Consider the following 12508-nt stretch of genomic DNA (forward strand, 5'->3'; position numbering starts at 1 on the left):
ATCGTGTCATTACCCGGTCCACTATCGTTGAGACTCTTTATCCCGTTTAAACTCGTTCCTTAATAAAAACTTTTGGATTTTTCCGCTTGCATTACGCGGCAATTCTTCAGTGAATATATATCGTCTAGGTCGTTTGAAATCTGCTAACAAAGAGCTACTCTTACAAAATTGATCGAGTTCATCCTCCGATAAATCCGGATCTTTTTTAACGACAATCGCCGTCACCTGTTCTCCCCATTTTTCGTCCGGTGTGCCGAGAACAGCAACATCGAGAACACCTTCATGATCATAAAGTACGTCCTCCACCTCTCTCGGATAGACGTTTTCTCCACCAGTGATAATCATGTCATCCACCCTGTCCGCCACATACAAAAAGCCCTCTTCATCCATATAGCCGAGGTCTCCTGAATGGTACCAGCCTTTATACATCGCATCATCCGTTGCCTCAGGGCGGTTGTAATAGCCGATCATCATACTTGAGCCTTGAACGATGATTTCCCCGATTTCTCCAGGAGGCAATACATCCTCTGGATGGGACGGACCATGCTCATTCGGCCGGACAACACGGACCTCGTGGTTAAAACACGCTCGACCTGCCGATCCAGTCTTCGAGATTTGCTCATCCTCTGTTAAGAACGTGATCGCAGGTCCCATCTCTGTCATTCCATATGCTTGAACGAGGTCGATTCCAAGCTTCTCCTTACACGACCTCACCAAAGCCGGAGCCATTGGTGCTGCACCATAAAGCCCCATTCTCAAGCTGCTCAAATCATAACGGCCAAGATCCTGTTGCAGCACCATGTTCCACATCGTCGGAGCGCCGAACATCTCCGTGATTTTTTCTTTTTCCACCGTTTCTAAAACATCAACAGGATCAAAATGGTGAATGATCACATTTGATGCACCAACGTGAACTCTCGGCAAAAAGCAGCAATGCAGTTCCGCACAATGGAACATCGGAGCAGCAACTAACCCACGGTCGGTAGCGGTAAGCTTTTTAACCGATGCACAAGTGACACTTTGTTCAAGCATATCGCGATGACGGTGCATCACACCTTTTGGCCGACCAGTCGTCCCACTCGTGTACATGATAGCGTACAGGTCATTTTCATGAACCTCCACATTCGGCTCCTCGAATGATGCATCGTTCATCCTCTCTTGATAATTCACTGCATAATCCGGCGTGTCAGGGCTGATACACCAGAACGAGGTTTCTGGAAATTCGTTATAAATTTCCGCAACATACGGTTCAAGAGCTGTTTCGAATAACAGAACGGATGGCTTTGCGTCTTCGAGAATGTAGACCACTTCCTTCGACTTCAGGCGAAAGTTGATCGGGTTCAAAACGGCTCCGATTTTTGCACAGGCAAAAAAAGTCATCGCAAGCTCGGGTGCATTGAATAAGTACGTGGAAACCCTGTCCCCTTTCTGTACACCTGAATCCATCAACGCATTCGCAAGTTGATTGATTTCCGCGTTCCACTGCTCGAATGTCCAGCGTTTTCCTGATCCGGCATCAACCAGTGCCTCTTTTTTTGAAAACTTGCGTACCGTCTGGTTGAACAACGTCCCAATGGTTACATACATAAACGCTTCCTCCTTTTTTACAAATGAAAAAAGTAAGTACAATTAAAAATTGACCTGCGTAAATGAGAGTTTATTAAGTTTTTCATATATGGGATTCTCTATTTCCATGGTAGAAGTAAAGCAACGGATGAATTAATAATTAGATGAGGTATCGTTAACTAGTAGAATGGATACATAAATACTCTCTTATCTTATTCCACAGAAGCCTAGTGAATTCCTACCTTTATTTATTCCTGTTAAACTAACACAATTCGAGGGATGTTTTTACAAAGTAGATTATTAAAATAAGCATGACAACAGGATTACATTTACTAGAATTGGGGTAATAACCCAGTAAAGATGTCATGATAAATAAAGAAGTACTATTCTTAAAAAGGGATTTTGGATAGGAGGAATTTGAAATGAGTAATCTAAAGCTGCCAATTATCCAAACTGGAGATTGGATAAAAGGAAAATCAATCAATGATGAAATGATCCAGGGATATATTCATTCGATTCATCCGGATAACGGTACAGTCAACATATACGTGACAATTTCTGACCATACACAAATTATCGGAAAAAATATTGAAATATTTATTCACCGAATCGAACCGTTAACGAAAACAATCGATGATAAAGATGCTTATCTCGAAAACCTCATTGATGTTGCCCTCCTTACCAAAGACCGAGAATGGTTTATGGAAGTGTGGGACAGGTTGGATGAACTGAGGAAAAATAAACAGGAAACAATAGCATGTTGTGACAATTAAAGGACTGACCCAGATCAACGTGGGTCAGTCCTTTTGATTATTATTGATTTGCCTTAACCGGATCGTCACCAATCGGAATTTGAATAAGGTTTCCTGTTCCAGTTGCTTTCGGCATTTGACCATCCCACTTTTGAATCCACATATATTGAATAACTTCAGGTGTCATTGATTCTCTAATGATTTTATTGTAATCGGCAGTTGCCTGGGCTTCAATTACTTTCTTTTTGGCTTCAGCCTCAGCAATTTTCAACTCTGTCTGTTTACGTTCTAATTCTTGGGAAGCCCGCACCCTCGCATCAATCGCTTCTTGTGTCGCTTTATCCGGCTTCGGAACCCCTAGCGTCAAATCATCAATAACAAATCCTAACTCCCCAACATCCTCGAAAAAGATCTTTTGTATTTCTAATCCGGCAGCTGCCGACTTTTGACCGTACGTATCAATTACTGAATATTTAGCAATCGCTTTCCGTCCAGCATCCCATAGTCTTGTTCTTAAATAGGTAGATTCGATTTCTCCTACCTCAACAGGACCGAATTTGTTGAACAAAGCAACCACTTTATCTGGCTGAATGCTATAGTTATAAGCAAAATCCATTGTTATGTTTTTACCGTCTGATGTTGCAACTTGGATATTATCATATTCGACCGTTTGCATACGAACAGGATATCTCGTCACCTTATCGAACAAGCCAACGATATGCCACCCTTGCCCTAACGTTTCATCCTGAACACCACCGTTCGGACTATAGACAACACCGACATACCCGTTCGGAATTTTTTCGATAAATAATGAGCCGATAGCAACAAATAGCACAAGCGCAACCCCTACGATAATACCACCGATTAATTTTCGATTATTCGTCGGTTTCTTTTCTGTTTTCTCTACTATTTCCATTTTGTGTTTCCCCCCAGAAGTTTTTATATTTCTTGGCAGCTTTCCCAACCTTTTTATATGAAGGTGATAGCAAAAACCATAGACCAATACAAAGCAATATAACGATAATAATCGATCCAATGAAAACTTTCATCTGCCAACCCCCTATCAATTAGTATATACGTACCTACACGACAAAGGTTTCAAATAAAATAACCCCTTTGTTCAGTTAGGAGTTGTCTACTATCTTGCTTGATTGTTCAAACCTAAAATACGGTATTTAATTTCATCTCTGTAGGACAGGGTTCTAAGTTAACTTTTTTACGAATAAAACCCGATCGCCACCTTTTCCATCGTAGTCACTAAAGACTAGGATACCACTATCTTCCCTGTCCCCTTTTTCGATTTCAAAGCCCATCTTCGTATGATAAACAACAGATCCTTTGTTGACAGGAGACGTAACACAGCGGACTACACTGCGACCATTTTGTTTTATTACATTGAAAAATTGATTATACAACTGAGTACCGACATCCTGTTTCCGGTAATCAGGATGAACGCCGACAAAATGAATATAAGCCTCATCACTCCGAGACTGCGATAAAAAACCGTTCAAAAAACCAATTATCACCCCATCCTGTTCGGCAACAAAGCTTGTATCGTTAAAATGATCGAAGAAAAGTTTCGGCAGCATATTGGACATTTGACGCCCATCCCACCAGTCATTCAGTAACGAGGAGATGGTATAGTAGTCTGAACTAAAAACTGAACGTATTTTCATGATTCACCCCGATTCCGGCATCACCTTTTTTAAAAATATTGCTTAAACGTCCCTCTCGTAAGGACGATAAATACGGGTAATTCTCTAATTCCTGTTAGGCAATGTCCAACCGAATACTTTCACATGGACGAGAAGCTTCGTCACCCAGTGCATCACAACATACGCAAGTAAAAATAAAAGTGCAAAACCTTTTAAAAGGATGAATGCTGGAAGTAGAATGAATAGCGCTTGTTTCTTTGTCATCCTTTGCGGGAATGTAAGGAATCGATAAAGCTTATATTTTCTTTGAAGGACAGTTAAATATTCACTCCTTACCTGCTCATTGGATGGTTCACTTTGAATGGCAATTTCAAAAAAGGTCAATTCCTTTTCAAAATCACCTCTTTGTTGCGCGGCCCATCCTAAATATAAATAAGTACTTGATCCGTTCGGTTGAAGTTCAAGTGCCTGTTTTTCTACGCTCTCTGAAAGTCCCTTTTCACCTAACAGACTAACAATATAGCTATAAAAGGCTAAATTCAGACTATCGTAAGGTTCTAGCTCCAAGCATGTTTCCATTTCCTCTTTCGCCTTTTTGAATTTACCTTTGTTTACAAAATAATTCGTTTCATAGAAATAGAAAAAGCTATTGTATGGAAACAACTCTTTACCACTCTGAACTGCTTGATTTAATTCATCCCAGTCATCTTTTTTAAAATAAACGAGGACTCGAATCTGCCAAGCTATTAAATCATTTGGATCCCTTTTAAGGGATTCCTCAGACCAATGTAGCGCTTTATCCAATTGACTACCTTGTAAGTAAGCTTTCGCAAGTAAGGCATAGCCTAGGGAATCATCTGGGTTCATTTGGATATACTGCTCGGTTTCCTTGATTGCTTCATTAATCCTGCCCCATTCGATCAACTGTTCAATTTTGTCAATTTGAATCGACTGTTGTTTTTCATTATTTGAAATCATAAGTAAACCTACCTTATACGATTCTTTTTCATATATTCTAAAATACCCTGATAGTCTTGGTTCACATCACTGAACGTTGCATAGTTCTTTGCGGTGGAAAACCATTCAAGTGTCGTAGGCTTCCGTTTCGACAATGCCTTTTTTAAGTAGCTGTCCGTTAGTGGCTTGAGTTCGCCGGTTTCCATTGATTCCTCAATGGCCATGTCGATTGAATCTTGGATAAGGTGATCGAGATCCGCTCCAGAAAAGTTCTCCGTTTTAACGGCAATTTTCTTAAAATCCAGCTTTTCTTGAGGTTTATCTTTTGCTTTTAATTCAAGTATGATTTTCCGCTCATTCTCGTCTGGAGGCGGCATGAAAATAAGTGTGTTGAACCTTCCAGGTCGTCTCAATGCAGGATCGAGATACCACGGTGTGTTGGTCGCCCCGATCACGTAAACCTCCTGATTATAGGATTCCAATCCATCCAACTCGAGTAAAAGCTGGTTGACGAGAATCCGTTCATGGTGTTGGCGAAGATTCTGCCTGTTCCCGCCAATCGCATCGAGCTCATCAATGAACAAGACGCACGGTTTCTGTTCCCGGGCGGTTTCAAATATGTTGTGCAGGTTATGCTCGGATTCACCGACCCACATCGATAAAATCGACTGCAGATCAAGATGGATGAAATTCGCATCGATTTCCCCCGCTACAGCCCTTGCCATGAATGTTTTCCCGCAGCCTGGAGGTCCATACAATAACAGGCTCCCACCCGCTGATTTTCCATATGCTTTATAAAATTCAGGGTTTTTCAGCGGCATGATGAACTGGGTCCGGATTTTCTTCTTTACTTCCTCTAATCCGCCAACATCTTCAAACGTCTCATTCGGCTGATCACTTTCGACGAGACGATTTTTATCTTTATCAAACTGAATGACCTTAATCTTGTTACGCTGTTCTTCCTTATCTTTTGACATGCTGATCCTCCTGCGTTCTTGAATTTATATGTATCATTTAATCGATGGTGTTCACTTACTATATCGGCTTCCTATATCTTAACGTAAATTTTACTTGCTTTCATACTTCCATTTTTTATTAAAAGACATAATGACTTCTTTATCGTATTTCAGTCACCTATTTCTGCAGGTTATGCGTTTTTCAAAGCGAAACCTTTACATAGTGCTTCATAATGTTCATAGAGGTGTTGGGAATATGAAAATACACATTGATATCAATGATAAGTATGAGGGGTCCTCAATCACCATCCAGTCAAATGTTTGGACAGAGGACCTGGAAGCAATTTTACAAAAATTGAATGGGGCGAATGCTAAAAAGCTTGTCGGCATTCAAGGTGAGCAGTCAATCCTTCTATCACCGGATGACATTGAATTCGTCTATGCAGAAAACCGTAAAGTCTTTGCTGTGGTTGAGCAGGCAACCGTAGAGCTCAAATTAAAGCTTTATGAAGTGGAGACATTGTTAAAAGATCGAAATTTTACCCGTTTTTCAAAATCAGTGATCGGAAACATTACCCATATCGAGCGTTTCGAGCTCTCGTTCAATGGAAATCTCTGCGTCTATTTCAAGTCAGGCAACAAGGAATATGTGACAAGAAAATATGTCCAGATCCTTAAAGATAAAATTATCATGGGAGGTAACAAAAATGGTATTTGAAGTATTAAGACGAGCAATCATTGGGATTGGTTTTGGTGGATTGATTACTTTTTGTATGCTTACGGTGTTAAAAATACAGCAGATCACAGTGTCGTTAGATGAAGTATGGGCAAATATGCTGGGCAGCCTCGTAGTAGGCATATACTTTGGAATTGGTTCTCTCATCTTCGATCAAGAGGATTGGAGCCCTTTAAGACAAATAGTGATACACCTGACTCTTTCTTTGATCGTATTTTTTCCAATCGCTTTACTAACTGGATGGGTACCAGCTGAACCACTGCCTATCATCATATGCTTGATCACCTTCTTAATCATTTACGCCATCTTTTGGTTCTCCATTCGCTGGTATTTTAAAAGGATGGAAGAATCAATGAACAAGTCTATTCATTAAAGTAATGGGGTGAATCAGTTTTTTTGATTCACCCTTTCCCGATTCGAAGTTTTACACCGCATGGATCGATGATGGAAATTGGTTGGCAGCAATGCTCGATTCCGATTTCTCTTAAAAGCTGGCTTTTCCCACGGACGAATTCAACATTACCATCAGCATCTTGAAAAAGTTGACGAAATTCAGCCAATCCCTCAATCTTTTTAGTTTCAATGAGCATGTTCCTGATCTCGAAATCCTCTTCTTCAACAACCTCTCTTCGCACCTGAAGTTCAACCCGTAGTCCAAAAGGAGTTGAAAGGAAGGTTCGGCGCTCATTTTTTTGCACATTCCACCCGAATTGTTCTGCTCTTTTACAGAGATGATCATGTTCATCAAAATTTACCAAATAGCCGATATGGTCAAAGATCGGTTTCTTCCCAGCACCAAAGGTTACATTCACTTTTCCTCTTCGAACTTCGATAATCCGAAATACCGGCTCCTCTTCCCTAAAATCATCCCAAGTCAATGGGGGATGATAGGTTTTTCCCTTTGCAAATCGTCCCGTTACACTGAACCCATTTTCCACATAAAATTGTTCCATTTCTTCGACTTGTTCTGTCCAATAGTGATAATGAAAAAGCTTCATAACATACCTCCATATTGAAGATTATAGGTACATACTATAATAATCTAGAAAGTTTTTCTTCAGGAAAAGGTAGGTTATTAATCTACAACTTTAGTCTAGTTTTTTTGACAGAAAAAGTATAAAGACCAATTATCAGGAACACCATGCTTGCTGCCCAAATGACACCAGCAATCCCTAGTTGAAGTGAACTCTCCTCAGAAGCCATCTGATGATTTGGATCAATCCTCATCGCATGTAATAGAAAATAACCCGCTGTTGAAAAAAGCAGAAAATGCATCAATACAAAAAGATACCCTTTTCGTTTACTTTTCAAAAAGAAGAAAATTGTTAAGAGAATTGTAATCCCGATAACGATTGAAAACCCTCCGACTAGCATTCCCATTATTTCCTCTTCCATCGGCATAACCATACCCCCTGAACACGAATTAATTATCCATCCTTGTTTTACCACCTTGCTGGGCTAGTTTCTTAACGTGCAAAAGAGCCCTTTTTGTAGACAAATAGAGTCAAATACTAAATCGGCTCTTCTATGGAGATATTTCTATTAAAGTACAAGTACATCTATATGTAAATAGATTTTACGGAATATTTCGAAAAGGAAGCGGTATTATGCGGAAATTTGACGGTTGTGATAGGTCCTGATGAAGAATTCTGTCCTCTAAATGATAAATTTGATGTTTAACTTTCAATGATTTGCGGTATGAGAGTGAAAGACCCTATTTTTAAAGGAGGTACTAATGAAATTCTCCGAAAAACTGAACGAATTAAAGGACATACGAGCAACCGGCACGCAAAAGATTATGTCACTCTACTTAAATACGGATCGCAGTGGCGGGAATCAGCAAGGTGGAGAATGGAAAATCAAACTGAAAAACGGTTTAAACAAATTCGAGGAATACGTCGGAGAAATGGGAAGTCATGAGGAACTGAAGGGATTTCGACAACTCAAAGAACGCATCTACAAGACCATTACCGAACGCGAACGTGATTTAAAAAGAAGTATTGTCCTATTTGCAACCCCGGATGAACGACTATGGACCATCGAAGACCTGCAAATCCCGATCGAAACATCCTTTCACTGGGAAGAGTATCCAGTCCTTGATCAACTAGAAAACTTGCAAACCAAATATCCGTACAGCGGTATCGTCGTCATTAATAAAGAAGACGCAACCGTACTCGAGACAGAGATGGGCGTTCTTGTAGATGAGTACCACTATTCTTTTGAGCCTGACATAAAGGATTGGCGAGAACATTGGGGACCACTTGCCGGTTCGGTGAATGGATCCGAAACGAACAAGAAGGACGAATTTCAGGAGCGATTTGAAGCTAATCAACAAAGGTGGCTTAAGGAGTTAGGTTCAAAGATTACGAAAAAAGCGAAGAAATACAACTGGAAGAAGACCTATTTGATGGGTGAAAAAAGTTACCTGAACGAATTTAAGAAACACCTCCCATATGAAATAAGTAAATTTGGTAAAAATCCTGAAAAAATTGAACCGTCTAGGATCATCAATGAAGTGATTATAGGTTGAACTACCCGCCACTTAGCACTCTTACGAGTGGCTTGAAGTAGGGGATTCCTAAGAACACCAGCGCACCCGCCGGTTATGGATTAGGCGATCCCCGCAGTTCCTGCGGTTAATCGTAAGGTTTCCTTACGAAGATTCATACTTGCGTTAAGATCTCGATCATGATGCGTCGTGTATTCTGGGCAGTCCCACTCACGTAATGCAAGATTCTTAACGTCTTTATGACGGTAGCCACAATGTGAACAAAGTTGACTGGATGGAAACGTCTTGGGTACCACCACGATCTGTTTGCCGTACCACTTTGCTTTATATTCAAGCATGCAACGGAATGTTGACCAACTTACTTCACTTATGGCTTTTGCGAGGTTGTGGTTCTTAAGCATATTAGATACCTGCAAATCTTCCATCCCGATAAGGTCGTGGTTTTTGACGATACCGGTAGAGATTTTATGCAAGTAATCGTTTCGTGCATTTGTAATTTTCTCGTGCATTCTGGCAACGTTAATCCGTTGCTTATGCCAATTAGAAGACCCCTTTTGACGTCTAGATAGGACTTGTTGTGCTTTCGCCAGTTTCTTTTCTAAAGTTCGAAAAAACTTAGGATTTTCATACACCGTTCCATCTGATAATATGGCAATGTCTTTTAGTCCGACATCAATCCCTACGGATGAGTTGGTTTTAGACCCATTACGCACTTCTGCTTCAACCAAAATAGACACAAAGTATTTACCACTGAGGTTTCGTCGGATTGTGGCATTCAGAATGCGTCCCTTCAAGATCCGACTTTTTGCAAATTTGACGAGTCCCAGTTTGGGCAATTTGATCTTGTTTCCAACCATCGCAATATTTCCGTTTGTATATTTAGTTGTATAGGATTGGACCTGATTCTTTTTCGACTTGAATCGTGGGGATTTGTTTTGGTTCTTGAAGAATCGCGAAAAGGAATCCGCAAGGTTTTTCAATGAACATTGAAGGGCTACACTGTCTACCTCGTTTAGCCATAGGACTTCCTTTTTCAGTTGGGTTAGTTGCTTCGAACACGTACTATACGTCAATCCTCTACCTGTTTCTTGGTAGGTGGTATTCCAACGATCTAAGAAATGATTAAAAACAAAACGGCTGCAGCCGATGGTCTTCGCGATTCGAATTTCTTGTTCTTTGGTTGGATAGAGTCGGAATTTAAAGGCCCGATGAACCAACATGGATTCCACCTCCCGAAACCAAACATTTGTTCCTATTGTATCATAAGGGATCATTTTAGAGAAGAAAAAAGGAACCATTCCAAAAAAATAGCCAAATAATGAATCGGACAATCGAGATGGGAAGATCCATCCCTTGTCCGAAGGCGATTCATCCCCACCCTACTCATTAGGCTATGCCCTTCCCATTCCTTGGGGATGGGGTCTTCTCGCCTATTTGATAAATCAACTCACGTGGTTGGCTTAAAAATAGTCAACCACGTTCTCATTTGTGAATCCAAACATGGGTCCCAATATCAACAAGTGAAAACAGTTCAATGACATCTTTGTTATGCATACGGATGCATCCAAGAGAAACATTTTTCCCAATAGATGACGGGTCATCGGTTCCATGAATTCCATAATGAGGCTTCGACAACCCCATCCACCTTGAACCATATGGCCCCCCAGGATTGATCTCTTTGTTCACGATTAAATACTCACCAGTAGGCGTCGGTGTAAGGATTTTCCCAACTGCAATCGGGTACGTTTTTAGCAAACGACTCGCATCATACAATTTAAGCCTATGCTGTGTTACAGAAACATCAATCCAAAGCGCCATTCGAACTCATCCCCCTGAACCCTTTTCAATATATGTATGGGAGGGTCGGATTGAGGGTGCCATGTCATCCCAGATCATTGACTCTGTGCTAAGTCCTTTTTATGCCTGATTACGAGCTGTTTATTGAGTCAATCCCTTTTGAACTTGAAACATCAATCCTGTATCGTTTTTACCATCGAAGCTAATTTATGTACTGTTTTCATATTCCGCATCGTTACGGGAACACCTATCTTTTGAAATTGAACGGCCAGCTTGGAATTCCGCACACCTTCCCTGAACAATAGATAAGCATTTTTACCATTGAACTGGCACTCTTCTGCATCACTGTTAAAAGATCGCACATGCTCGATTCCATCGCTTGGAGGTTCTTCCGTCAGAAAAGCGATATGTATGCTTTCGACCTCTAGCAACTTTTCAAAGTCGTATGGACAATTGGTTATGATCGTATCAAATTCCTCTGCCGTTCTCAAAACTATTGTACTGGTGAACCCGAATTTTCCGCTGAATTCTCGCTCAATTCGTTCTCGTAACAAGACCATGTCCTCATCTGACTCAAACAGGACATTCCCGCTCTGAATATACGTTTTTACATGTCGTAATCCTATTGACTGTAATAGTTGCTTCAAATCAGCCATCTTCACTTTCTTGTGTCCACCAACATTGATAGCTCGTAACAATGCGATATATATCATCGTACTCCTCCCCCATCTTTCAATAATTGTTTCCAAACTTTCCATGCGTGTAAGTACTGTTTCAAATCATTCGGATGGTGTTTTATACACGTAGCAACTCGAAAATATAATGCTAGAATCATATCCTCTGCTATTTCATTTTCGTGAAAGGATGTACCTTTTAGCTGTTCAACAATGTTCAGTAAAATCGAAAACTCCAAATCATCTGGTGACGAACAAAATGCATAAAGAATATCATACATTTTACGGCCAACCACTGGGATCGGATCGATAATTCCTGTCAGCTTTCGTTGATCAAACAAAAAGTTATGAACACCGAAGTCCCCATGTAAAACATATAATTGTTCATTCTTAAGCCTCTTTCTTCTGTATAAGTGAGTGTCCTTTACCAAAAGATGATCCTCATCCTTAAGATAAGATCCAATTACAGATTTAGAATAACTGAGGTCCTCGTCTACATGTTTCGGATCCTCAACCCATTCGTACTCCTCTAAGCACTCAGGTTGAACATAATGCTGAACGAAATGAGTGATCAAGTCATACATGAGTGCCTGTTTCGATCCAGAGCAATAATTCGTTTCACCTGGTACATAGTCATAAATGAAAAACCGGTATGCAGGATCTACAAATTGTATATTCGGTAACAATTGAAGCAGTTTATAGGTTTGATAAAATCGCACTTCTTCAGCAATACGTTGAGGGTTGTTCGATTTCAGTATATACATGTTCGGTTCAGCATTGGTGCCGATAACCCCAACAGTACTCTCAGTTCCACCTTTCAGTTCATTCCAATGACTGATAGAATCAGGCAGTATTTGATTTTTTACTAAATCATCTATTATTTTCTCCAGCATAACGCACTCCATC

At 40.4% G+C, this 12508-nt stretch carries 16 protein-coding genes; 4 read left to right on the top strand and 12 right to left on the bottom strand.

Annotation, left to right across the window (positions count from 1 at the left end):
- Positions 1-21: 21 nt before the first annotated feature.
- Positions 22-1587 carry a fatty acid--CoA ligase gene (locus MOJ78_RS16230; protein WP_304978373.1) on the bottom strand — a complete coding sequence of 522 codons (1566 nt, stop codon included), beginning with the start codon at positions 1585-1587 and terminating at the stop codon, positions 22-24.
- Between the two features lie 401 nt (positions 1588-1988).
- Here MOJ78_RS16230 and MOJ78_RS16235 point away from each other — a divergent pair, with 401 nt between their 5' ends.
- Positions 1989-2339: a hypothetical protein gene (locus MOJ78_RS16235; RefSeq protein ID WP_304978374.1), complete on the top strand. Its 351-nt coding sequence runs from the start codon at positions 1989-1991 to the stop codon at positions 2337-2339.
- A 40-nt stretch (positions 2340-2379) separates the two neighbouring features.
- Here MOJ78_RS16235 and MOJ78_RS16240 read toward each other — a convergent pair whose 3' ends face one another.
- The 5 genes from MOJ78_RS16240 to MOJ78_RS16260 all read right to left on the bottom strand — a co-directional run bounded on the left by MOJ78_RS16240 (position 2380) and on the right by MOJ78_RS16260 (position 5907).
- Positions 2380-3234 carry a prohibitin family protein gene (locus MOJ78_RS16240; protein WP_304978375.1) on the bottom strand — a complete coding sequence of 285 codons (855 nt, stop codon included), beginning with the start codon at positions 3232-3234 and terminating at the stop codon, positions 2380-2382.
- Positions 3194-3367 (bottom strand): DUF8570 family protein, encoded by a 174-nt coding sequence (locus MOJ78_RS16245; protein WP_304978376.1) that lies wholly within the window; start codon positions 3365-3367, stop codon positions 3194-3196. Before MOJ78_RS16245 ends, MOJ78_RS16240 begins: the two co-directional genes overlap by 41 nt.
- 153 nt (positions 3368-3520) lie before the next feature.
- Entirely contained in the window at positions 3521-3994 is a 474-nt protein-coding gene (locus MOJ78_RS16250) for a GNAT family N-acetyltransferase (RefSeq protein WP_304978377.1), read from the bottom strand.
- Between the two features lie 84 nt (positions 3995-4078).
- On the bottom strand, positions 4079-4951 hold the full coding sequence (locus tag MOJ78_RS16255) for a tetratricopeptide repeat protein (protein ID WP_304978378.1): 873 nt from the start codon (positions 4949-4951) through the stop codon (positions 4079-4081).
- 8 nt (positions 4952-4959) lie between these two features.
- Positions 4960-5907 (bottom strand): ATP-binding protein, encoded by a 948-nt coding sequence (locus tag MOJ78_RS16260; RefSeq protein ID WP_304978379.1) that lies wholly within the window; start codon positions 5905-5907, stop codon positions 4960-4962.
- A gap of 235 nt (positions 5908-6142) precedes the next feature.
- Between MOJ78_RS16260 and MOJ78_RS16265 the strand changes: the two genes are divergently transcribed.
- Positions 6143-6604: a LytTR family DNA-binding domain-containing protein gene (locus tag MOJ78_RS16265; protein ID WP_304978380.1), complete on the top strand. Its 462-nt coding sequence runs from the start codon at positions 6143-6145 to the stop codon at positions 6602-6604.
- Positions 6594-6995, top strand: a complete 402-nt coding sequence (locus MOJ78_RS16270) for a DUF3021 domain-containing protein (RefSeq protein ID WP_304978381.1) — start codon at positions 6594-6596, stop codon at positions 6993-6995. The genes MOJ78_RS16265 and MOJ78_RS16270 overlap by 11 nt, the downstream gene beginning before the upstream one ends.
- Positions 6996-7023: 28 nt before the next feature.
- Here MOJ78_RS16270 and MOJ78_RS16275 read toward each other — a convergent pair whose 3' ends face one another.
- A complete protein-coding gene (locus MOJ78_RS16275; RefSeq protein WP_304978382.1) occupies positions 7024-7620 on the bottom strand; it encodes a hypothetical protein in 597 nt (198 codons plus the stop codon).
- Positions 7621-7702: 82 nt separating this feature from the next.
- Positions 7703-8023: a hypothetical protein gene (locus MOJ78_RS16280; protein WP_304978383.1), complete on the bottom strand. Its 321-nt coding sequence runs from the start codon at positions 8021-8023 to the stop codon at positions 7703-7705.
- A gap of 334 nt (positions 8024-8357) precedes the next feature.
- On the opposite strand from MOJ78_RS16280, the gene MOJ78_RS16285 reads away from it, so the two are divergent.
- Complete coding sequence (locus tag MOJ78_RS16285; protein ID WP_304978384.1) at positions 8358-9152, top strand: VLRF1 family aeRF1-type release factor; 795 nt, start codon at positions 8358-8360, stop codon at positions 9150-9152.
- An 80-nt stretch (positions 9153-9232) separates the two neighbouring features.
- Here MOJ78_RS16285 and tnpB read toward each other — a convergent pair whose 3' ends face one another.
- From tnpB to MOJ78_RS16305, 4 genes are all read right to left on the bottom strand, one after another.
- Positions 9233-10351, bottom strand: a complete 1119-nt coding sequence (gene tnpB, locus MOJ78_RS16290; RefSeq protein ID WP_304978385.1) for an IS200/IS605 family element RNA-guided endonuclease TnpB — start codon at positions 10349-10351, stop codon at positions 9233-9235.
- 262 nt (positions 10352-10613) lie between these two features.
- Complete coding sequence (locus MOJ78_RS16295; protein ID WP_304978386.1) at positions 10614-10949, bottom strand: L,D-transpeptidase; 336 nt, start codon at positions 10947-10949, stop codon at positions 10614-10616.
- A 152-nt stretch (positions 10950-11101) separates the two neighbouring features.
- A complete protein-coding gene (locus tag MOJ78_RS16300; RefSeq protein ID WP_304978387.1) occupies positions 11102-11641 on the bottom strand; it encodes a DUF1697 domain-containing protein in 540 nt (179 codons plus the stop codon).
- Positions 11638-12495: a phosphotransferase gene (locus MOJ78_RS16305; RefSeq protein WP_304978388.1), complete on the bottom strand. Its 858-nt coding sequence runs from the start codon at positions 12493-12495 to the stop codon at positions 11638-11640. The genes MOJ78_RS16300 and MOJ78_RS16305 overlap by 4 nt, the downstream gene beginning before the upstream one ends.
- Between the last annotated feature and the right edge of the window lie 13 nt (positions 12496-12508).

Source organism: Alkalihalobacillus sp. AL-G (assembly GCF_030643805.1).
Lineage (GTDB): Bacteria > Bacillota > Bacilli > Bacillales > Fictibacillaceae > Pseudalkalibacillus.

What these genes read in the sequence shown, in the direction of transcription:
- MOJ78_RS16230 (WP_304978373.1), bottom strand. Translation starts at nt 1,587, where the DNA reads ATGTATGTAACCATTGGGACGTTGTTCAACCAGACGGTACGCAAGTTT.
- MOJ78_RS16235 (WP_304978374.1), top strand. Translation starts at nt 1,989, where the DNA reads ATGAGTAATCTAAAGCTGCCAATTATCCAAACTGGAGATTGGATAAAA.
- MOJ78_RS16240 (WP_304978375.1), bottom strand. Translation starts at nt 3,234, where the DNA reads ATGGAAATAGTAGAGAAAACAGAAAAGAAACCGACGAATAATCGAAAA.
- MOJ78_RS16245 (WP_304978376.1), bottom strand. Translation starts at nt 3,367, where the DNA reads ATGAAAGTTTTCATTGGATCGATTATTATCGTTATATTGCTTTGTATT.
- MOJ78_RS16250 (WP_304978377.1), bottom strand. Translation starts at nt 3,994, where the DNA reads ATGAAAATACGTTCAGTTTTTAGTTCAGACTACTATACCATCTCCTCG.
- MOJ78_RS16255 (WP_304978378.1), bottom strand. Translation starts at nt 4,951, where the DNA reads ATGATTTCAAATAATGAAAAACAACAGTCGATTCAAATTGACAAAATT.
- MOJ78_RS16260 (WP_304978379.1), bottom strand. Translation starts at nt 5,907, where the DNA reads ATGTCAAAAGATAAGGAAGAACAGCGTAACAAGATTAAGGTCATTCAG.
- MOJ78_RS16265 (WP_304978380.1), top strand. Translation starts at nt 6,143, where the DNA reads ATGAAAATACACATTGATATCAATGATAAGTATGAGGGGTCCTCAATC.
- MOJ78_RS16270 (WP_304978381.1), top strand. Translation starts at nt 6,594, where the DNA reads ATGGTATTTGAAGTATTAAGACGAGCAATCATTGGGATTGGTTTTGGT.
- MOJ78_RS16275 (WP_304978382.1), bottom strand. Translation starts at nt 7,620, where the DNA reads ATGAAGCTTTTTCATTATCACTATTGGACAGAACAAGTCGAAGAAATG.
- MOJ78_RS16280 (WP_304978383.1), bottom strand. Translation starts at nt 8,023, where the DNA reads ATGCCGATGGAAGAGGAAATAATGGGAATGCTAGTCGGAGGGTTTTCA.
- MOJ78_RS16285 (WP_304978384.1), top strand. Translation starts at nt 8,358, where the DNA reads ATGAAATTCTCCGAAAAACTGAACGAATTAAAGGACATACGAGCAACC.
- tnpB (WP_304978385.1), bottom strand. Translation starts at nt 10,351, where the DNA reads ATGTTGGTTCATCGGGCCTTTAAATTCCGACTCTATCCAACCAAAGAA.
- MOJ78_RS16295 (WP_304978386.1), bottom strand. Translation starts at nt 10,949, where the DNA reads ATGGCGCTTTGGATTGATGTTTCTGTAACACAGCATAGGCTTAAATTG.
- MOJ78_RS16300 (WP_304978387.1), bottom strand. Translation starts at nt 11,641, where the DNA reads ATGATATATATCGCATTGTTACGAGCTATCAATGTTGGTGGACACAAG.
- MOJ78_RS16305 (WP_304978388.1), bottom strand. Translation starts at nt 12,495, where the DNA reads ATGCTGGAGAAAATAATAGATGATTTAGTAAAAAATCAAATACTGCCT.